The organism is Brucella sp. 22210, from assembly GCF_052045675.1.
GTDB lineage: Bacteria > Pseudomonadota > Alphaproteobacteria > Rhizobiales > Rhizobiaceae > Brucella.
Genome location: NZ_JBQEPD010000020.1, coordinates 1 through 20,216, shown reverse-complemented (window position 1 = coordinate 20,216; position 20,216 = coordinate 1). Strand labels below are relative to the sequence as shown.

Sequence of the window (20,216 nt, the reverse complement as noted above, 5' to 3'; positions counted from 1 at the left end):
GCCTGAATTCTTCCAGAAAGAGGGTGTGATCAGGCGACGAGCGAACGTCCGCTATAGGGCGGATAGTCGACATAGCCTACGCGTCCGCCGCCGTAGTAAGTCGCACGATCCGGCTCGTTCAGGGGCCAGTTGTTACGCAGACGTTCAACGAGGTCGGGATTGGCGATGAATGGCTGGCCGAAGGCAGCAAGGTCGATCAATCCGGCATCGATCAGACGCTGCGCACGCGCCTGATCCAGACCACCAGCCAAAATGAGTGCGGTATCCGGCAGCAATGGGCGCCATTGTTCCATCAAGCCATGGATCGCATCGCTGACCGGGCGTTCGCCATAAGGCAGCTTGACCTGTCCAGATTGATCCATGACGTGCACATAGGCAATGCCACGCCTGCCAAGTTCCGCAGCCAGAGCCACATAGGTCTCTTCAAGGTCGGGGAAAAGCGGGTTGTCGTGAATGGTGCCATAAGGCGACAGACGAATGGCAACGCGGCTGGCACCGATGGCTTCCGACACAGCATCGACGGTTTCGAGCACAAAACGCAGTCGATTTTCGATGGTGGTTGCCGAATAGATATCATCGCGGTCATTGACCAGCGGATTGATGAACTGTTCGAACAAATAGCCATTTGCGCCATGAAGCTCCACGCCATCGAAACCAGCTTCCACCGCGTTACGTGCGGCCTGCACGAAATCACCGGTCACCCGCTTCACTTCTTCAGTGGTGAGGGCGCGGGGTTCCGAGACCGGAACGAAATCCGGCTCACCATTCGCATTGCGAACGAAGGACATTGCGCCCGAAGCAACGCGTCCCGTCGAGCTCACCGGCGCTATACCGTCTTCCTGGATCGAGCGGTTGGAAATACGACCGACATGCCATAGCTGCGTGAAGATGCGACCACCTGCACTGTGAACGGATTGCGTCACCAGACGCCAGCCCCTGATCTGCTCTTCGGTGAAAATTCCCGGATTGAAAAGATAGCCCTGCCCTTCGCGGGAAATCGGGGTTCCTTCCGTAATGATCAGTCCCGCCGTCGCGCGCTGGCTGTAATAGAGTGCGACCAGCTCATCGGCTGCGCCACTGAAACTACGCGAACGGGTCATCGGCGCCATGACAATGCGGTTGGGCAGTGCCAAACCCGAAAGATTAAACGGCTTGAAAAGGCTGCTCATGTTCTGGTTCTCCTGAACGGCGTCCATCAATTTTTCTCGAGAGTTTTATATGGCCGTTGACGCGGCAGCTGAATGCGGCTTGAATTCGGAACATTACGGAAGGATTTTCCGGTATGAAATTGAAACTGGATCATTTCGGCGCACTACAGACATTCGTGCACGCTGCTGAGAAAAGAAGCTTTCGCGAAGCGGGCCAAATTGTTGGCCTTTCGGCGTCTGCCGTCGGCAAGTCAGTGCAGAAGCTTGAAGAGCAGCTCGACGTGCGCCTGTTTCATCGCTCGACGCGCTCGATCACGCTGACGACCGAGGGAAAGCTGTTTCTCGAACGATGCCGCCGTATTCTGGGCGAACTGGAAGTAGCACAGGCAGAGTTGTCGCAATCCTCCCAAGGTACCCATGGGCGCCTGAAGGTTGGTTTGCCCATTTCATCCACGCTGCTGGTGGCAGCCGTCAGTGCTTTTATGAAGGCCTATCCCGAAGTCGATCTCGAACTGGATATCAGCGACCGCTTTGCCGATGTCATCGACGAAGGTTTCGACGTGGTAATCCGCACGGGGAAACCGAAGGACAGCCGCCTGCTCTATAAAAAGGTGGGAGAATTCTCTTGGTGTCTCGTCGCATCACCGGACTATATCGCACGATGCGGCGCACCCCAGTCCGTCGCCGATCTCCAAAATCATCGCTGTCTTCGGCACCGCTATTCAGAAACCGGCAAGATTGCCCCATGGGAACTGGCCGGCCAGGAGGATGACACCTCCAGAGCACCGGAAACATTCACGGTAACGACTGTCGATTCAATTATACAGCTGGCACTGGATGGCAATGGAATTGCGATGTTGCCGAGTTTTGCTGTTAAAGGAAAAATACTGGATGGTTCATTGATCGATGTCCTTCCGGGCGCGGCCAACAATACAGGGATATTCTATCTTCTTTGGCCCGCAAGTCGTTATCCGCTGTCGCGAGTACGCGCTTTTGTCGATTTCGTTTCGAAATTTCTTACAGATGAACTCGCTTAGATAATAGCGTTTCTCACGACCTTAGGGCAACGGCTGATACACATGTCGTCATTTCGAAGAATGAGAACCGTGTTCAGCAGAACGATCAAACGCCTCCAGTATCTCGGCAAGTCCGATCTGGAATGCGGAAAACATCGCTTCATCTAAAGGTTGACGCCCTGGGTCCTCGTCTTGGATTGATGCGGCAAGCGCCGCACCGTGCGTATAGTCAACCAGAATATGTGTCCAAAGCGCCGTGCGTTGCGAAGAATAGCTGCGTTCACCCAACAGGTTCGTCAACTCAGCTGTGATCCTTCTGGCTTGATCCGGGAAAATCGCTGGCCGGGCAAAAATCGCCAAGGTCAGTGAAGGGTAGAGGACAACCTTGGCGTAATAGTCCCTCAAGAGGCGACGGGCGCGTTCCATTGCATCACCATGCTCAGGCGCTACGACATCCGCATAGACAAGCTCTGCCAGTGCCCTGATCAACCCATCTCTATCCTTGAAGTGATGATAGATCGTCATAGGATTGATGCCCGCCCGTGCTGCCAGTGCGCGCATAGTCAAGCCGTTAAGGCCGTTTGCATCGAGCATTGGCAATGCCTCACGAAGAATGGCTTTCGGCGCGACGGTCATTCCGTCGGCTGGCGGCCGACCTCGTTTCCTCGCCGTCATTGGACAACCTTGTAATGCGACTGGACCAATCCAGAAGGAAAGGACCTCGTGCACTCGTGCTTAAGCGATATATCGCGTTGATCACCACCAAAAAGTGGACGACCAGTTCCGAGTAAAACTGGCACCGTCGTGATCACCATGTCGCTGATCAGATCGCGAGAGAGAAATGATTGAATAATGCGGCCGCCATCCACATAAGCCCGTTTTGCACCCTCCGATTGAAGCATCGCCATAGCATTTTCCGGTGACTTGTCCGAGAAGCGAACCCGTCCGATCAGGTCAGAGGGAACCGCTTGCTTTGCAAGCAGCGCTGACAAGACCAGTACCGGACGGGTATAGAACCAATTTCCCATGCTTCGAACCGACTCGTAAGTCCCGCGACCCATCACGATAACGTCGATGTCGCTTATGAAGTCATTGTAGCCATGATCCTCACCAGCATTGTCGCGCTCGAGCAGCCAATCAATGGCCCCGTTTTCGCGGGCGATAAAGCCATCCAGGCTTGTAGCGATGAATACATGTCCGGTGACCATCTTCTACTCCTTAATTATACGTCGTATAATTAAGGAGTTTTTGGCCTCTGTCAAAATCGCCCTATCAGTCGGGTCCATAGATCGTCGTGAAAACTGACGATCCGCGCGATTCAACTGACGTTCGCAGCATGGTGGGAGAAGGCTTCGTCGGGAAATTGCTTAGTCAAGAATCCGAGTTCTGAAATCCTCGTTCCACGGTTCACGTACTGATATAGAACCAGAAACGTTTGAAACCGTCTTGGCGAAAGCTTCTCGCTCGTCAAAACTGAGCGTCCCGCCGGGCCAAGCGAGATTGATGACATCGCCTACGCACGCGCGGTGGTGGGTGGGTGGGTCTAGACGTCTCCTGGTCGTTCAGCCGCGTCAATAGCGCTAAATGCACCATACCACCCGATAATCTGAATACTCACGCCGCCTTGTCTCCCACCAGACGATCCCTTCCCTCTAGCTTGGCCCGATAGAGGTAGGTGTCAGCGCGTGTGATTGCCGATTTGAATGACTCGCCATGTTCGAGGACCGTGACGCCGAAACTTGCGGTGAGACGAAGGTTCGCAGATATATGATACCACCTTCGCGCTGCAAATGAGCAACGCAAGTCTTCAACTATGGTGATCGCGGCTTTCATGGGAGTGCGAGGCAGAAGAACCACAAATTCCTCTCCTCCCAGTCGCGCCACACAGCTTCCATGGCCAGCCTGCTCTTGCAGCAGCTGAGCGAAATCGGCCAAAACCATATCACCGGCATGATGCCCATATTGATCATTCACCGTTTTGAAATGATCAATATCAGCCAAGACAATAGCTGCCTGTTCTCCTGACATGGTGTCTAACTGAAACGAGCGTATAAATGCCTGCATGCCTCTACGGTTATGGACTCGCGTGAGTGAGTCCGTATTCGCCAGATCGCGGTAACGATCGATCACGTCCATGCTCACAGCAAGCACAATCGCAAACGTCAAGATAACCACACCAAAAAGCCCGGTATACTGAAGCACCACACCCCAGAATGAGCCGCTCCACGACCCCACCTCCGGTGCAAGATCGTTCAAGAAAAGATAGACGCCACACTGAAATAGAAGAAATAGAAATATCGCACCAAATGTTGCGAAGAATATAATGTCTGAGGAGGACTTCACTTTCGATTTCACGCGCCACAGAGAAGCCAAGATCAACGACGCACTACCGGTGAGGATTGATAGTGTTTCAAGTCTTACGCTTTGGAAAACCATCAGTGATAGAGCGGCCATGCCTAAGAAAATAACCACGATATTTGCGTCTAGAACCGGCTTCTTTCGGATGTTGAAACGCTCTGCGAGAGCACGACAACAAATGGCCACACCCGCCATTATAATCGAGTCTTCTCCTAAAGGTTTGACTGCCGAGAATGTAACGGTTCGAAAAAGCATGAGGCCGTAACCGGCACCAAGAAGACACAGCCCACTGCCCCATGAAACTGTCGGAAAGCCAAACCGGGCAGCACCTATCAGACCAAAGCCACAAACGAGGATCAACAATGGAACAGACCATTCCAGAGCGGAATTGATCATTAGACGGCCTTCACGATTTTTCAGTTGAACTAAGACGCAATTAACGTCGGAAGAACGAATGAGCTGCACGATAGATCAACGATTTCTTGCTCAAATTATCGTTGCTCGACTAACATCTGATCGTTAGATCGACAAGCCAGTATTTAATTAATTTCATCAAAACAATGTGTTCTTCATAAATTTCCCGTGAAATATTAATACGTTTTTTATTCAAAATTCATCTTACGATTGACACTTTTATATTTACGGACCAACCGCATTGCGATGCGAGAGGACTCCATCAATGTTGATCATAAATATTACTATCCAGATCGCTGTATCATACGAGAAAGGGCGGCATTCAATATTAAATGCCGCCTCTTAAATCATCTGGACACCGATGATCCTTGATCAGCCCAATGATACTCGCTTGTTCTGATCAAATATATCTGGGCTAGCCCGTACTTCCTTTAACAAAAGTACAAGATTGAACCCACCATTTTTCCACGCGTAGACATACACGCTTAAAAACCTAGGGTCATTGGCAGTATGCTGGCTTTTTGTCGCCAGCCATGCTGCAACCCCGCTTGATTTCATCTCTGATCAGATCGCACGAATTAGCCGCATTGCATGGCGGATTCGTAGCGGGTGAAATCTCCTTACATTGATTGACAAGAATGTTCGCTGCTTTGGCACCAATCTCCTGCTTGCAGTCAGCCGCCGCATCCGCCTCGTCCTTGTCACCTAGCTTTTTCAACCAACCCAACTGTTGGCTTAAAAGGCCGATCCTTTGGCGGGTCAACACTTCCTTGCAATCGGCTTCTGAAACCATAATCGCGTAGTTCACCTGCTGATAGCGACACTCACTATCGCGATACTTGATCCAGTTGCGCTGACTTTCCTTGAGTTGCCCCTGATTTGAGGCTGGCAACGAGTTGATGACCTGACCATAAAGATCATTCAGTCTTCGATCCGCCGCCTTTAGATCAGCATAGGCCACCGAAGACTGGAGTACAGCAAACGTAACCAACACAACTGTTAATAATCGTTTCATCGTCACATCCCCTCGTTTACGATCAAACATCGACAGCCGCACCTCAACCAAAGGCACTCTGCGCCGCCATCCTATTACTTGGTGGTGTATCCTCCATTAACGAGGATGGTCTGGCCAGTCATCCACCAGCCTTCCGAGACCAGAAGACGAATCCAGGGAACGATGTCGCCAATATCCGTGAGACCGGTCTTCGAGAAACCGGAAAGGGCTGCTGCGGTCTTATGATAGGCCACGGCATCTGCGCCTTCGGCAGGATAGAAGAAAGGCGTATCCATAGGACCTGGTCCGATAGCGGTTACAGAAATCCCACGTTCGCCGAACTCCTTTGAAGCCGCGCGCGTGAAATGTTCAACAGGAGCCTTGGTGCCGGCATAGCTCGAATAAAACGGCGTATAAGCGCCGAGCAGGGAAGTCACCAATGTACAAATTTTGCCGTTGTCGTTCAGTTGTTTACCCGCTTCCTTGATGAAAAAGAAAGCGGCCTTCGCGTTGACTGCGGACATTTCGTCATACTCGGCTTCCGAAATTTCCGTCATCGGCTTCTTCAATACCTTGCCGACGGTATTGATCGCGATATCCGGCTTGCCAATCGCCGCAATAGCGTCAGCGAACAATTTCTCCGTTGCGCCGGCAGTGATCAGGTTGGCCTGAAAAGCAACAGCTTCAGCGCCTGCAGCCTTCACGGCAGCAACGGTTGCGTCAGCGTCGGCTTTGCTCGCCGCGCTGTTGTAATGGATCGCAATTGCCTTGGCCCCATGAGCGGCAAGATCACGGGCGATGAGCCCACCTAAATTCTTTGCGCCACCAGCAATAATGACGGTTTTGCCTTTGATGGAATGATCAGTCATGGAATTAGGCTCCTATAGTTTATAACGAAATACCCCGAATATTGGAGACATAGCGGTCTCTCATAACCCGGGCGACCGCTGTCAGTTATATGGGGGCGGACTGACAGCGGTCTGTCACCGCGGCCAACATTGACCAGTATGGAAAGTCCTCGCCAGCCTCCGGTGATTGGTAGATAGCATCAAGCATGCAGCTGGCTGTCCCCCGACATCATAACTGTGACCCCGACTGGTCGTGCCGGCGTTGAAAGGATGTCGTCATAGTTCGAATATCTGTCATCGCCCAAGCTCGCACTTAAACCGTCTACCACATATTCGATAGGACAGCGGTGAAGGGGCGCTTGGTTGCTATGAGGCGCGTACGAAATGAAACTCGAAGTCGTTGGTAAACTCCTGTGTGAGACGTTGTGCAACTCAGGATATACCAGAGTTCCTATTTTGACCGCTGCTACAAAGTAACGGCCGACCATCAGATTCCAGTCCTATTCAGATAGAAGAGTTGCTTCAGAATACGCTGATATTCGCAGATGCAACCAAGCCCACTGGAGGACAGGTGCATTGAGCCTCAATGGCGCCTATATTCCGCCGCGTCGGATTCTTGTTGGTGTCGTTTTTCTGCGCTCTCTCATAAGTGAGGTCATATGGCTTTGACTTCCGAACCCACAGGTTCTCCATATCTCAGCTAAGGGGAGGTCATCAGCCCGGATCAACATCTCGGCATATTCCAATCGCAAATCTATTAGATATTGATGTGGGCTCTTTCCGGTGGTTTGACGGAATCCACGCGCAAAGTGACTGACCGAAATGCGAGCCAAACTTGCCAGTTTCTCAATCGGAATATTTTCCGATAGATGAGATCGCATGTAATCATCAACGGTACGCCAGGTTTTAGCTGAAAGCCCCCCGAAGGCCGGACTGTGATTCACCTTTTTGATTGAAGAATGGTTCCGCAGTACATTCAACCAGAATGCAACATTGAGAGAATCCAAGTACAATAAATTTGGCTTGTCACACTCACGCAAAATCTCTTCGCGCATGAGGTTCGCCAACGCCAATGCGGTCTTATCAACACTCCCAGCCCTGAGTGGTCTTAACTCGTACACATCATTGTCGAACTCTGCCGCAGCAAGGTTGCGCAAACGCTCCGCTCCGAAAGACGTCAGAATATTCTCTTTTGGCGTGTGCCATCGTGCAAAAAGATCCGCCTTGTCCGGAATTAACTCCAAAGATCCAACCGGGACATTTGCAGATGTACGCCTGTCAGACCCCAGCCTCGCTTCCCGTTCCATCTGCGGAGTTAGAAGAATAAGAGCAAACGGTTCTGGCGCCACCAGTTGGATCTCATTTGGTCCTGTTCTGGTGAGCGTAATCGCACTTTTCTCAGAACTGTAAACCTTGCCCCATTCTTCAGGGATGCTCTCTAGCCACTTCATTTTTGAGCGAGACCCGGAACGACGTGCTGCAATTTAGCGAGTTTATTCCCAACACGACTGCAGTCAGTTAAGCCAGCGAGTACCGACGACGATCCGCTGTGGCTTTCCGATTGAGGAGTGCAGGCAAGCAACACGTATCGGCAGACTTCGGTAATAAATTGCTGCAGGCACGAAACGGACTTTTGATGTTGCTTATTCCGGAGAGGCCGCGTCCTATCAAAGAGATCAATGCGATGGAAATACCCACGTTGTGATTTCAGTCGGATGTGTGCAGGATTACCCTTCACATCCTCCAGAGTTACGATCGTCGCACTCGCCACTAATGGCCAGTATGTTCGGTCACTCATCCACGCTCCACAATCGCAGTATACAACGTCCATCGATTTGGCATTGCTTAATAGGAAACCACGGCTTGGATCATTATATAAGTGAGTAAAATTGAATTTAGAACGTTACGTAACCGTCACATCAAAGACGAAACCTCTTTGCTCTCTCCGCAGAAGACGGGATTTCCAAACGGTTATATTCGGTTTCTGCCGGGAAAAAGACATCACGGCTCCCGGCGAAGCCCGATAGCTGCGTTCCATATCAACCCATCGAAACGTTGCGCGTGAACCTGGGTATATAACTCCCTTTGGGAATCGTAATATGTATAGGCTCGGATTTACCTATTCCATTATTATAAGCATCGAGTGTATCGCGAAGCCGCTTCGCACTGGTTCTAACCAGTGAATCTCCGACGAGATCATCCCCGATTTTCCGATCAAAGACGTCAAGTGCGATTGCGCATTCTTTAATTCTCTCCGCTCTCCCAGAAAGCGTTTCTTCCACAATGTAGATAATGAACTTACGCGCCCGCGGCGAGCGAGCAAAACCAATTGAATTCGTCATTCTGAAAAGGCAATCACGTATAACGTCTTCAAACCCTGTGATATCGCTTAATACGGCTTCCCCATCAGAGGCATTACGCAAGATCATGGCTGAACCTGGCGTTAAATATTCAGCGCTAATTGACTTCTGCACATTGCTTGATCCGTAAGGCAATGTCTGCACGTCATTGGAGGTCGTACTTATACTTGCAAATTCAGGTAATCTCACCGATGTGTAGGATGTAGAAAATGTGGTCGCTCTCTGTCGATAGGCAGCAAGTACATCCAGGTTTATCGCCAGGAGGACGGAGAATGCGAGTACAACCCCACCGATGAGCCCAGTATATTGAATTAGTATCCCCCAAATGGAATTACTCCATAAGCCAACTGTAGGCTCCCCATCGTCAAGAAATATGTAAATAATGGCTTGAAGCAGCAAACACGCGAAAACAAAAGTAAATGAAAATAAAATTATCAAATCGGGTGTTGTTCTGCTTCTGAATTCGACCTTCCATACGTATGAAAACACGACGGCTGCACAACCAATAATGATCGATAGACTTTCCAGTCTGACGCTGTGGAAAAACAACAGAGAAAAAGCCGCAGCCGACAGCGCGAGAAGAATGATCATCCCATCGAAGAACAGGGACACCCTCAGCTTAAACCTGTCAGCAAATGCCTCACAGCAGATCACCACGCCTGTCAGCAACAGGAGATCTTCACCGAGGGGTTTAACTGCAGAAAAGCTCTTGGTACGAAAAAGCATCAAGCCATAGCCGACCCCTAAAAAGCACAATCCGACTCCCCATTTCATGGTCATCGCGTTCAATTTCGCCGCAAGTATAAGCGCGAGCCCACAAAGGAAAAGTAATATCGGAACGGACCATTCCAAGGCGACATTGATCATAGTTGGGCCTTTTCTTTAAACCGCAAATGCGAGGGAACTAGGGGATCCTCGCATCACAATTCGGAGGGGATGAAAGCCGCTCCATTATGGATGTCGACTAACATCACCTCGTAAATGCCACAACTATTTTAAACACTTATATATTACAAATAAGTATTTGCTTTATACATTTTTGGTGAACACCTATTTGCACAGAAATGCCGTCACGATACTTGATGATTTTGGTCCATTATACGATGAGCACCCCCTATTGCCATTTTGTGAATGGCGAACTCGTCTTTAGCTAGTTGTCGGCATCCGGATTATCAACCTGACAGCCGACGCCATGACATCCGATATAATCGCCTTGCGTATCAAAGTTCGGGTTGCCGTCCTTATCAAACTGGGGTCGCGTGTCGATCTGACTTTCTTCACGGCGACGGCGCTCTTTCTTGCGTTCGCGCTCCTGCCGCTCATGAAGACCATCCATATAGCGCCGCTCTTCATCGTCATGACGCGCGCTCTGCTCCATCATGCAATTCGCGAATGCATCTGTACCAGGACGGAAGCCGAAGGATGAACATTTGTCCTGATCTACCTCCTCCGCAGTAACACAACCGGCAACGGCCAGCGGCAGGAATGCAAGCAGCATATGTCTGAACTTGAAGCTCTTCATTTGATATCCCATGTTGGAAACCATGGCGCCAGTCGACGACGGCTGCCATCTCGCTTTTGCTATAAGAGATTTTTATGGGCTTTGCTGGTAACGCATCTGTCCAAGCGCTTGATTGTCGATATCTGGAATGAATGCAGGGCCAACGACGCGAACATCGCGGACGGGAGCTGACCGATATTGTTCGGGAGCAACTTCTGCGACCACAGTCGTCACTTTCTCCGGCCCCGTATCTGGCAAGGGATTTGTGGTATCTGCAATCTGCCGCGGTTGCTTTTTGACAGTCATGAGTGAGGCAACTTTCGCAACATAACCATTCCAGTTACAGCGCTTGAATTCTCCATCACCGTGATAATCGTAAGCCGTTGTCAAATCGGCATAGGTTTGACCCGTCTGGACCGAAACCATTTCGGCAGATTCTTCATTCTGGTCATTAATATAGACTGCCATATCGTTCGTATCGCAGATCAGTCTGCACTGAATAAGCGCGGCGTCTGTGCCGCCTTTCTGACCGAACTGCGAGTTAGGCGTTGGAAAGTAGTAACCGTCCGAAAGACGCACACAATATTGCAGTGCATTTTTGAATCCAGGGACTTTTTTTGACCTATCTATAGCAGGCCCCGTGCGGGCGGATGCTGCGGAACTCAACACGTTGACTGCCTTTGGACGCGGTGCTGCAGATGCAAGAGCCTTGCATTCACGATCGGCGGCCGAAGCAAGGCTCAGTTCCTGCTGGACTTCACCAATTTTCATGCCAACGTCACGACAGGCATTGAAAAAACCACCCTCAGATTTACCAGGTTTACAACCCCGACTCCGCTCAATGGCTCGAAGCGCCGAAAGTTGTCGTTGCAGCATCTTAACTGCGGGATTATTTGCCGATGCACCTCCGCAGGAAGCCGCGAAAGTATCCTTTGGTGTTAACCCAATCACGAGAAGGGCAAATAGGGCGGTCACCTTGATCATAGTACCCGTCCCCCGACGTTCTAACCAGCTTGCTTCATGAGCTCGCGTTCACAGCCTTGATGATCATTATCATTGTATCTTTGTAAAAATGGAGCGGGTTGGGTTCCTGCCATCAGCGCGGTGAGAGCCAATTGCAGATAAAGAGGCGCCCCTCGACGGTCGATCGCTTTTAAGGCAGCCCTAGACAGCCCCAATGTGTGAGCAAGCTCGCATTCCGTTTTATTCAATATCGCGCAAACCTTCGCCAAACGGAATTTGACCGCCTGCCCTCGTTTCGCCATCGCCCACAGCTCCTTGATAGTCTGTTATGAGTTTTGAATACACTTACAGGGTCACTGAGCCTGACAGGCTGGAAGCTTTGAAGGACTAGCTGGATGCTATCGGAAACTGCCTTCCCGAAAGCGTGCCGTCGATGAACTGCGAGACACGTAATTCCATCCGAATACCCCCAGCGCCTATCAAGTCACCAACAGCCATCGCTGAGTATCTGGTGCCTTCGATCATGGGCACAAGATCGGCATTGCAAATGCACTCTCAGCAAGAGTGATGATCATGTGTCTTCACAATTCGCCGAACTATTTATATATTCAATAAATATGATTACATTAAATATTACTCTATGAATGAATTCAGATTATCGTGAAATAACTATATTTTTTCCAATTCTGCTAAAAAGAGCACAAGCGGAAAAGCCCACTCGCTATCTAATAATGTGGAGGTGGGCGCTTGGGGGGTGATGGGTCCTGAACATCTCGCGTAAACCGCCAGCACGCTGGCAGTTTTAGATGCAATAATGGAAAAATAAGAATTTGAGATTCGAATTCTAATGGCGATCAAAAATTATCGGTGACATTCATTACATTATACTAAAATACAATTTCTGAAATCCTGGCAATCGTCACGGCGTAAAAGAGGGACGAGCTTCTTGTCCCTCTTTTATCTACCGCCAGCCTAGTCTGGATCGTCAACCAAGCATCCGACGCCATGGCAACCGATATAATTGCCATGAGTATCGTAATTGGGCTCTCCGTTTTTATCGAACTGCGGCGTTGTATCTATAGCCTCGGAATCATCCGGTCTGTCGACTGTACACCCAATACCATGGCAGCCATTATAATCGTCGGAATCACGATGATTGCTGGTCGTATGATGACGCTTGTGCCCACTATCTGCAACCATTCCCTCAACGATCGCGCCGAGCACAGCACCCGCTACGACACCGCCTATATCATGACCGTGATGATCATATTGGCGCGCACCTGGATCAAACCCATCGCCACGACCGTGGTGATAACCGCCAACATCTGCAAATACACCGGAGCAACCCTGAGCAACCCATATGTAGCGGCTCTTCGGATTATATCCCCACGTGCGATTTAAGATGCATGCCGAACTCGAAGTCTGATGAATGAGCTGAGGTTTGGACAACGGCCCCGCGTAACATTCATCGTACTTGTAGTCTCTGGATCGGCATTCGACTGTCGTTTGAGCTTGAGCATCGACAATGAACGACGGCGTAATGTTGGCGCCCACTAAAATGGCTGTAGCCATGGACAAGTATCTCAGCATTCTTCCCTCCGAATACAGTTCACTTTCGCATTGCACATGAACATCAGAAAATGCAGGCTGGCGGCGCTGCAGGCCGTCAATTTATACTTGTATTCTTTCCCAATAGCTTTTTGTAAAATAAGCATAATTAATATTAACGCGACGCAAATTAGCTATACTTAATATACAGACGGTATGATAATATGTATCCATCTCGAAAATCTTATTGTCCCAGGATGACATGGGAGATTCGGTTTTTGCGCTTACTAAGCAAGCAACATCAGAATGTCTAACATGACATCATCCCGCACGCAGCTTTAGCCGCACATGATCCAACTCATCTGAACGACATCTATAAGTAGACTTTTCGTGCGAATGCCTTTTGCGTCACACCACATCGGACAGACCGAAGGAGGGCACCACTGCGCCAAGCAGAATAAAATTCACGGAATTCGCTACGTGCTTACTGAGATCGCTTTCGAATGTATATATCCGTTGGGAACTACCCAGCAAGAAATTGATCGTTTTCAGAATTCTGAGCAGTTTTAGGCTAAAAAGACACCACGTCCGACTTGCCCAATTCCAAGTATATTATATTAATCTTCTTAATTGATTCTCGAAATGCTTACCACACAGGAAGCGTAGCGACAGAGGGGGCATCGATTGCGTGTTGACCATGTGGAGATGCCTGTTGCCATTTCAGGCCTTCGTGCGCGGATCTGCAACGCGCGCAAGAAAGCACTATTAAGCTCTATTTGCTTCCATCCTGCGACCTTGGCCGCAGCGATGACGGTGCTGTTGCCCTCCGCTCAAGCCTTGGCGCAATGTGCGCCATCGGCACCGGCTGCAGTCAGTGTTTCTTCAGGCAGTTGTTCGGATCTCGCTTTCACCACGCGAGAAAGCGCCAGCGCAACGCCGGTGGTCGACGTATCAGGCACCGGAAGTTATAGTGGCACCTCTGTCTATCTGACGGCCAACGGCAGCGGTTACGGCGTCCGCGCGAGCGGCGGGGGGATGATCAGCTTGATTGGCACCTCCGCGGATGCGGCTGAAGTCACCACCAATGGCACGGACAGCTATGGTCTCTACGCCGAAGACGGTGGAGTAATCACAGGAAGCTACACTACCATCACAACGAACGGTGTCGGTGCCTATGGCATCAGCGCAGTTGGCACAGACAGCAGCGTCACGCTCACCGACAGTGTCGTATACACCGCGCTAAACAATGCGCATGGCGCCTATGCGGCCAGTGGCGGGACCATCACTCTGACCCGCACCGACCTCATGATTGACGGTACAGCTGCGTCTGCCGTATTTGCGGATGCCGGGGGAACGATCACTCTCAATGATCTGAACACATATAGCTCCGGCGACAATGCCCCGGGCGGAGTAGCTTCAGGAGCCGGCAGTAATCTCATTCTGAATAATAGTTACTTGAACGGCTATGGAAGCGGCAGCGCTGTTCTGTTCGCAACCGGCGGCGGAACAATCAACATGAGCGGCGGCGCCATCGCGTCCGGCGACTATTATGGCGCCACAATCAACGCCGACGCGCCGGGCATGCTTGCCCACGGTATTGCCAGCAGCATCGTCGTCCGCGGTGGCGCCAGCAGCGCCACCTACGGCGCAAACAGCCAGGGCATATGGGCCGATGCCGGAGGCAGCATTGATTATGCTGGTTACGGTATTTTCACCTACCAGCCCAATTCAACCGGCGCAGAGGCTAGTGGCGCAGACAGCTCTGTCATTCTCACCAGAACCATAATCCGAACGACCGGCCCTTCCAGCGCAGGTCTGCTTGTCACCGACACCGGCACAATCACCGTGACGGGAACAGAAGTCACCACAGGTTACACGATAGCGGGCGGCAGCGGCCCCGCCCTCCAGTTTCCGGTGGCTGAGATTGGACTGGAGAGTCATGGCGCGGATGTGATCGGGGTGGATAGCACGCTGCAAGCTCAGGACACGATAATAACGACTATTGGCGATGGAGCCATCGGCGTTCGTGTCAGCCAGGGGGCTGCGGCCTCGATTACAGGTGGCGCCATCAGGACAAAGGGTGGCGAAAGCGCGGTAATCGGCGGCGCCGACGGCGTCCAGGCGACGGATGCTGGCAGCACCGTCACCTTGTCTGGCACCAATATCACCACGGAAAACAATAGCGCCATCGGCATGCATGCGATGGCAGGCGGCTCGATCACTGCTACTGATGTAAACGTCACCACGATGGGCAGCGCTGCTCATGGTCTTGCAGCGGTCAATGGCGGCATGCTCATCGCATCCGGCACGGCAGTCGCGGTTAACGGTGCCGGATCTGCGGCTATCTATCTTGCTGGAAGTGCACCGAGCACTATGTCTTTCACCGGCGGCAGTCTGAGCGCCACCGATGCCGCGATCATCCTCGCCGAGGGCGGCATTGGTACAGTCTCAATCGATGGCAACACGGCAATCAGCCCGGCTGTGGTCAACGGACAGCTCTTGCTTGCAAAGGTTACCGAGGATGGAGCGAATACGCCTAGCAACCTGACGCTCAATATTGACCGCATATCGTCTCTGACCGGTGACATCGTCGTTGATCCTTCGACGCTCACCTATAATCTCAGCAACAGCCAGTGGGCCGGTAATCTTGTACTGACCGGCCCGGGCAATACTGTCAGTGCCAGTCTGACTGCATCGCAATGGACAGGCGACTTGCTGGCCGACGCTGGCAACACTGCGGATTTGTCACTGGCGCAAGACAGCCTTTGGACCGGATTGTCGCAAAACGCGACGAATATCACGATCGATACCGGCAGCATCTGGAACGTCACCGGCGATTCCAACGCAACCGGTGCTATTTCGAATTCCGGCCTGATCGAGTTCCTGCCGCGATCGGAAGCCTATAGCACTCTGACCGTTGGCAGCTACGCCGGCAGCGCTGGCAGCCGTATCGGTTTCAACACCTATCTTGGTGCCGACGGCTCGCCGAGCAACCTGTTGGTGATCAATGGAGGCCAAGCCAGTGGCACGACATCGCTGCTCATCAACAATACAGGCGGTCCGGGAGCGCAGACAGTGGCGGATGGCATCATGCTGGTACAGGTAGCAAATGGCGGCACCACAACAGCCGATGCTTTCACCCTCGGCCAGCGTGTGGCTGCCGGTGCTTACGAATATCAGCTCTTCCGCGGCGGCAGCACCGATGCGAACGATTGGTTCCTCCGGTCCCATATTATCGACACACCGACGGGGCCTACGACGGAAGAACCGGATACTCCGATCTACCGTCCAGAAGTGGCACTCTATGCGCCAATCCCCGCAATTACTCGGCAGATGGGCCTTGCTACCCTTGGCACGTTGCATGAGCGCGTCGGCGAGGAGGAAAACCTGCGCGGTGTGCCGGAGTCACGCGCCTATGTGAACGGCGCGTGGGGACGAGTGTTCGGCGAACACCTCAGCAACCGATGGGGCGGTTCCGTTGATGCCAGTGCGACGGGTGATCTGACAGGCTTCCAGACGGGCCTCGACATCCTGCGGCGAACAACGGATAGCGGCCACCGTGACCATGCTGGTCTGTACTTCGCTTATTCCAACTACAATTCAAGCTCTGTGCGCGGCTTCGCGCAAGGAATAGAAGATTTGGCCGTGGGCGAGCTGACGCTGAAAGGTCCATCGGTCGGCGCCTATTGGACTCATTTCGGTCCAACCGGTTGGTATCTCGATACGGTGGTACAGGGCAGCTGGTACGATGCTGATGCGACATCGCTTTATAATGCCGGTCTCTCCACAAAAGCGACTGGATATACGGCATCGCTCGAAGCGGGCTATCCGATCCACTTTGGTGACGATGATCGCTGGCTGATTGAACCGCAGGCACAGCTCGTCTATCAGGACGTATCAGTAGATGGGTCCCAGGATCAGTATTCGAGTGTGGATTGGGATGCAGGTAGAGCCTGGACCGGACGACTGGGAGCGCGGCTGCAATATACAAGACGCGACGAGCGCGGAACATTGTGGCAGCCCTATGCACGGTTCAATCTCTGGCATGCCTTCTCGGGCAATGACACTGTGGCTTTCGGACCATCCTCACCCGCGATTGAGAACAGATTTGGCGACACAGCATTCGAGGTCGGTGGCGGCATAACTGCGCGCTTGAAGGAAAATGTGAGCTTGTATGGCCAAGCCAGCTACCGTTGGTCGTCGAATAGCGGGCACAGTCACCAAACAGCAACGGCTGGTACCTTCGGCGTCCGTTTTGATTGGTGACTGGCGCACGACGCCATGAACCAATTCAAAACGTAGCGCTGGTTGCGAGTATAGACACTGCTGAATACCTACAAGTACAAAGTGATCGCGAACAGCTATTGCCAAGGCCGCTCAGCAGCGTTGTATTTCGTTCTCAAGTCGTTCAAAACTAATCGGTTATTTTCGATCAGTTTATCAATTGACCCTGCCCTGTACCATTCTAAAAACCGGTCGAGGCCGTAAAACTGTCGGTCAGTTAAGCCTGTATTCTGTGCCTGCATGAGAACGTCATCCAAAGATGGCCTCCTTTCAGAGGCGATACGCATTTGTGCCTCCAAAAGCATATATTCCCGCATTTGCATGTTAATCGTTTCCAGACGATGCGGAACTTCGACGATTTCTCCCTGCGTAAAAACTTCACGCATAATCCGCCCAGCCCCTGGCCCTTGATTGGGTGCGGCCACGTGGAGCACGGCTGCGATGGTCGGAACGATATCCGTCTGTTCTCCGTATGACAACGTGCGACCTCTGGCGATGCCTGGGCCTGTGATTAGAAAGGGTGTCGACCACGATGCTTCAGACATCGGCGCATGCCAGCCATGGTCAGCCTGACCGTGGTCCGAGGTAACTATCAATACGGTATCATGCCATTTACCATTAGCTTTTAGTGCATCAATAAGGCGGGCAAGCTCGCTATCGGCTGCCTCTGCCGCACGACGATAGGGAGAGTTTTCATCCCAGATATTGTGACGCCAGGGAACATCGTTAATCTGATCGGCACTTTCTACCCGACCAGCCTCGCCAGTGTTTTGCAGATGTATGCGCATGAACTTGACATCTGTGCTTTGAAGCAGAGCATTCGACCAATCAATGACAGCACGATCTGGACCGCGCTGCATGAAACTGTGATTAAAGCCGCGATTAAGCGAGGCATAGGCGGTACTGTTGGTCGCATGGGCTGTTATTCCAACAGGCCCACCTCGACCTAGCTGCGGCGGAAACCATATTTCCTGCACGTAACGCGTATCGGGTTTGATAAAGAGCGTCCCCGTCAATTGAACGACATTCGGGAACGATGTCGTTTGCAGATCACCCCATGGGCCGATGGTTGGATGCCAGGGCGGTGCCACAAACATTTGACGTATTCGCACTCCCTGTTTCGCTAGTGCGTTGAATGTCGGCATCGCTATGCGTTCAGGCGCAGTAGCGGCAAGTCCGTCAATACCAAACAGGATGACACGTTTGGCCGTGGCTGAAGTTGTTGGGCTTGAGGCATCGTCAGAACTGGCGGAAGCGACTGAATTGGCCATAGCGAATGCGACAATGCCGAACAGAATGATCTTTAACATCGTTGGTTCCCTTGCTTTGTCGATCATTGCGGATCGGTTGCGGACAAAAAGCGCTCCACTTCGGCAAGAAAAGCGTTGCGTCCCTTATCTCCGCGATCGAGATGGACGAAATGCGTGGCTTCTGGAATGGTGACGCTTTGAACGTCCTTCGCCCTTACCAATCGTTCCGCAAGGCTCGTCGCGTCGGCAGGTCTGCTCCAAAAATCATTCTCAGATCGAATAATTAACACCCGCGCAGTGATCGATGCCGCATCCCAAAGCTGTCGGCCATTTGCCAGGTAAAAACTATCTTCCATGGCGCCGGACGGCGCACGAAAAGCAGGGGGCGTTCGTGAAGAAGATGTTGGATCAGACGCTAACGCAGCTTCCTGATAAGCTGCAGCCACTGTCGGATCCCGCCAGATTGACTTATCGTCAAAGGGAATGGATTTGTCCCAGGCGGACATGAGCGAGCCAGCTGTATTTAAACGAAAAGCGCCGAATTTATCGACGTTAAAACGACCGTGATCCGACGGATCGGCATTTTCACCCGTTGATCCAAGCGTTGGATGTCCGGACGTTGCGCCATAGAGGCTGTTCAGCATAACCAAATGGCTGACCCGCCCGGGATAAAGGGAGGCATACATGCCTGCCCAGTGACCACCCGTGGCCCAACCCAAGAGCGCGATTTGCCTTGCCCCTGTTCTGAATGTGACGCTGTCATTGACCGCCAGAATATCCCGCACCACCTCAAATGAACTTGAAAGCGGCAATCCTTTATTATCCCCGTCCTGTCCCGGTCGGCTCGATCCGCCGTAGCCACTGGCGTCCATGACAAAAACAAGGTGGCCGGCACGTGCGAGATCTGCGGCCAGCGACCCACCTTCAACGGGCAAATCGAAAAAAGCAATTCCCGGCACGCGTGCACCGTGAAGAAGAATAACCGGGGGCTTGTTGGCCTCAGTTCGTGTCTCGCGGACTTCCCGGACGGCAATTTCAATGCCCGGCGCAGCGGTAACACGAAAGTCCTGCCGCTGGATTTCAGCTGATGCTGGATTGCATAAGGTCGTTGCAAGACCCACGGCGGAGGCGAACGCGAGTTGTTTCATCGTCAGATCCCTTGCTACTTTTGTCAATCGACAGAACGCCGCGCTCTATTTGCCAAAAAAATGTCGCGACCAAAGAAGGACTTCAAATATCAATGTTCGCTGTATTAAGTGGAATAGCCCCCTAATTGCCCGGACAGTTTCTGCCACTTAAATAAGTGATAGGACTACTGTTCACATTATGACTGGTAATAGCATTAAGATGGAAATTCTTTCCGGCCCTGAGCGGCGTCGACGCTGGAGTACAGCGGAGAAGCTTGCGATTGTCCACGAAACCTACGAGGGGGGCGCGACGGTCAGTCTGGTCGCCCGTCGTCATGGCATTGCGCCTAACCAGCTGTTCGCGTGGCGCAAGCTTGCATCGCAGGGTGCCTTGGTTGCCACCGC

18 protein-coding genes are annotated in these 20,216 nt (G+C 52.0%); 3 read left to right on the top strand and 15 right to left on the bottom strand.

Features of this window, described 5'->3' with window-relative positions; genetic code table 11:
- Nucleotides 1–29: 29 nt before the first annotated feature.
- Nucleotides 30–1,169 carry an alkene reductase gene (locus ACTJKP_RS19680; protein WP_440631865.1) on the bottom strand — a complete coding sequence of 380 codons (1,140 nt, stop codon included), beginning with the start codon at nt 1,167–1,169 and terminating at the stop codon, nt 30–32.
- Between the two features lie 113 nt (nt 1,170–1,282).
- Here ACTJKP_RS19680 and ACTJKP_RS19675 point away from each other — a divergent pair, with 113 nt between their 5' ends.
- Complete coding sequence (locus ACTJKP_RS19675) at nt 1,283–2,185, top strand: LysR family transcriptional regulator (RefSeq protein ID WP_440631864.1); 903 nt, start codon at nt 1,283–1,285, stop codon at nt 2,183–2,185.
- A 48-nt stretch (nt 2,186–2,233) separates the two neighbouring features.
- Here the strand turns inward: ACTJKP_RS19675 and ACTJKP_RS19670 are convergent, their stop codons facing one another.
- From ACTJKP_RS19670 to ACTJKP_RS19615, 12 genes are all read right to left on the bottom strand, one after another.
- Complete coding sequence (locus ACTJKP_RS19670; RefSeq protein ID WP_440631863.1) at nt 2,234–2,800, bottom strand: TetR/AcrR family transcriptional regulator; 567 nt, start codon at nt 2,798–2,800, stop codon at nt 2,234–2,236.
- Between the two features lie 35 nt (nt 2,801–2,835).
- Nucleotides 2,836–3,372: a dihydrofolate reductase family protein gene (locus ACTJKP_RS19665; protein ID WP_440631862.1), complete on the bottom strand. Its 537-nt coding sequence runs from the start codon at nt 3,370–3,372 to the stop codon at nt 2,836–2,838.
- Between the two features lie 406 nt (nt 3,373–3,778).
- A complete protein-coding gene (locus ACTJKP_RS19660; protein ID WP_440631861.1) occupies nt 3,779–4,918 on the bottom strand; it encodes a GGDEF domain-containing protein in 1,140 nt (379 codons plus the stop codon).
- Between the two features lie 517 nt (nt 4,919–5,435).
- Nucleotides 5,436–6,008, bottom strand: coding sequence for a lysozyme inhibitor LprI family protein (locus ACTJKP_RS19655; protein ID WP_440631860.1), 573 nt, complete (start codon nt 6,006–6,008; stop codon nt 5,436–5,438).
- Nucleotides 6,009–6,025: 17 nt separating this feature from the next.
- Nucleotides 6,026–6,799: an SDR family oxidoreductase gene (locus ACTJKP_RS19650; protein WP_440631859.1), complete on the bottom strand. Its 774-nt coding sequence runs from the start codon at nt 6,797–6,799 to the stop codon at nt 6,026–6,028.
- Nucleotides 6,800–7,371: 572 nt separating this feature from the next.
- The gene (locus tag ACTJKP_RS19645) at nt 7,372–8,229 is read right to left on the bottom strand and encodes a helix-turn-helix domain-containing protein (RefSeq protein WP_078341119.1); all 858 of its coding nucleotides are present in this window, start codon (nt 8,227–8,229) and stop codon (nt 7,372–7,374) included.
- 588 nt (nt 8,230–8,817) lie between these two features.
- Nucleotides 8,818–10,005, bottom strand: a complete 1,188-nt coding sequence (locus tag ACTJKP_RS19640; RefSeq protein WP_078341118.1) for a hypothetical protein — start codon at nt 10,003–10,005, stop codon at nt 8,818–8,820.
- Nucleotides 10,006–10,288: 283 nt separating this feature from the next.
- A complete protein-coding gene (locus tag ACTJKP_RS19635) occupies nt 10,289–10,660 on the bottom strand; it encodes a hypothetical protein (RefSeq protein WP_078341331.1) in 372 nt (123 codons plus the stop codon).
- A 72-nt stretch (nt 10,661–10,732) separates the two neighbouring features.
- A complete protein-coding gene (locus ACTJKP_RS19630) occupies nt 10,733–11,623 on the bottom strand; it encodes a DUF2865 domain-containing protein (protein ID WP_440631858.1) in 891 nt (296 codons plus the stop codon).
- Nucleotides 11,624–11,643: 20 nt separating this feature from the next.
- The gene (locus ACTJKP_RS19625; protein WP_078341329.1) at nt 11,644–11,904 is read right to left on the bottom strand and encodes a hypothetical protein; all 261 of its coding nucleotides are present in this window, start codon (nt 11,902–11,904) and stop codon (nt 11,644–11,646) included.
- 670 nt (nt 11,905–12,574) lie between these two features.
- Entirely contained in the window at nt 12,575–13,174 is a 600-nt protein-coding gene (locus ACTJKP_RS19620) for a DUF3011 domain-containing protein (RefSeq protein WP_440631857.1), read from the bottom strand.
- A gap of 806 nt (nt 13,175–13,980) precedes the next feature.
- Nucleotides 13,981–14,109 carry a hypothetical protein gene (locus ACTJKP_RS19615; protein ID WP_440631856.1) on the bottom strand — a complete coding sequence of 43 codons (129 nt, stop codon included), beginning with the start codon at nt 14,107–14,109 and terminating at the stop codon, nt 13,981–13,983.
- A gap of 85 nt (nt 14,110–14,194) precedes the next feature.
- On the opposite strand from ACTJKP_RS19615, the gene ACTJKP_RS19610 reads away from it, so the two are divergent.
- A complete protein-coding gene (locus tag ACTJKP_RS19610; RefSeq protein ID WP_440631855.1) occupies nt 14,195–17,416 on the top strand; it encodes an autotransporter outer membrane beta-barrel domain-containing protein in 3,222 nt (1,073 codons plus the stop codon).
- Between the two features lie 95 nt (nt 17,417–17,511).
- On the opposite strand, the gene ACTJKP_RS19605 is transcribed toward ACTJKP_RS19610, so the two are convergent.
- Both ACTJKP_RS19605 and ACTJKP_RS19600 read right to left on the bottom strand, forming a co-directional pair.
- On the bottom strand, nt 17,512–18,744 hold the full coding sequence (locus tag ACTJKP_RS19605) for a sulfatase-like hydrolase/transferase (RefSeq protein ID WP_440631854.1): 1,233 nt from the start codon (nt 18,742–18,744) through the stop codon (nt 17,512–17,514).
- A 23-nt stretch (nt 18,745–18,767) separates the two neighbouring features.
- The gene (locus ACTJKP_RS19600) at nt 18,768–19,832 is read right to left on the bottom strand and encodes an alpha/beta hydrolase (RefSeq protein ID WP_440631853.1); all 1,065 of its coding nucleotides are present in this window, start codon (nt 19,830–19,832) and stop codon (nt 18,768–18,770) included.
- Between the two features lie 178 nt (nt 19,833–20,010).
- On the opposite strand from ACTJKP_RS19600, the gene ACTJKP_RS19595 reads away from it, so the two are divergent.
- Nucleotides 20,011–20,216 (top strand): transposase (locus ACTJKP_RS19595; protein ID WP_440631852.1); only part of this gene is annotated, 206 nt, incomplete at its 3' end.

What these genes read in the sequence shown, in the direction of transcription:
- ACTJKP_RS19605 (WP_440631854.1), bottom strand. Translation starts at nt 18,744, where the DNA reads ATGTTAAAGATCATTCTGTTCGGCATTGTCGCATTCGCTATGGCCAAT.
- ACTJKP_RS19600 (WP_440631853.1), bottom strand. Translation starts at nt 19,832, where the DNA reads ATGAAACAACTCGCGTTCGCCTCCGCCGTGGGTCTTGCAACGACCTTA.
- ACTJKP_RS19650 (WP_440631859.1), bottom strand. Translation starts at nt 6,799, where the DNA reads ATGACTGATCATTCCATCAAAGGCAAAACCGTCATTATTGCTGGTGGC.
- ACTJKP_RS19645 (WP_078341119.1), bottom strand. Translation starts at nt 8,229, where the DNA reads ATGAAGTGGCTAGAGAGCATCCCTGAAGAATGGGGCAAGGTTTACAGT.
- ACTJKP_RS19680 (WP_440631865.1), bottom strand. Translation starts at nt 1,169, where the DNA reads ATGAGCAGCCTTTTCAAGCCGTTTAATCTTTCGGGTTTGGCACTGCCC.
- ACTJKP_RS19670 (WP_440631863.1), bottom strand. Translation starts at nt 2,800, where the DNA reads ATGACCGTCGCGCCGAAAGCCATTCTTCGTGAGGCATTGCCAATGCTC.
- ACTJKP_RS19640 (WP_078341118.1), bottom strand. Translation starts at nt 10,005, where the DNA reads ATGATCAATGTCGCCTTGGAATGGTCCGTTCCGATATTACTTTTCCTT.
- ACTJKP_RS19660 (WP_440631861.1), bottom strand. Translation starts at nt 4,918, where the DNA reads ATGATCAATTCCGCTCTGGAATGGTCTGTTCCATTGTTGATCCTCGTT.
- ACTJKP_RS19635 (WP_078341331.1), bottom strand. Translation starts at nt 10,660, where the DNA reads ATGAAGAGCTTCAAGTTCAGACATATGCTGCTTGCATTCCTGCCGCTG.
- ACTJKP_RS19630 (WP_440631858.1), bottom strand. Translation starts at nt 11,623, where the DNA reads ATGATCAAGGTGACCGCCCTATTTGCCCTTCTCGTGATTGGGTTAACA.
- ACTJKP_RS19665 (WP_440631862.1), bottom strand. Translation starts at nt 3,372, where the DNA reads ATGGTCACCGGACATGTATTCATCGCTACAAGCCTGGATGGCTTTATC.
- ACTJKP_RS19625 (WP_078341329.1), bottom strand. Translation starts at nt 11,904, where the DNA reads ATGGCGAAACGAGGGCAGGCGGTCAAATTCCGTTTGGCGAAGGTTTGC.
- ACTJKP_RS19620 (WP_440631857.1), bottom strand. Translation starts at nt 13,174, where the DNA reads ATGGCTACAGCCATTTTAGTGGGCGCCAACATTACGCCGTCGTTCATT.
- ACTJKP_RS19675 (WP_440631864.1), top strand. Translation starts at nt 1,283, where the DNA reads ATGAAATTGAAACTGGATCATTTCGGCGCACTACAGACATTCGTGCAC.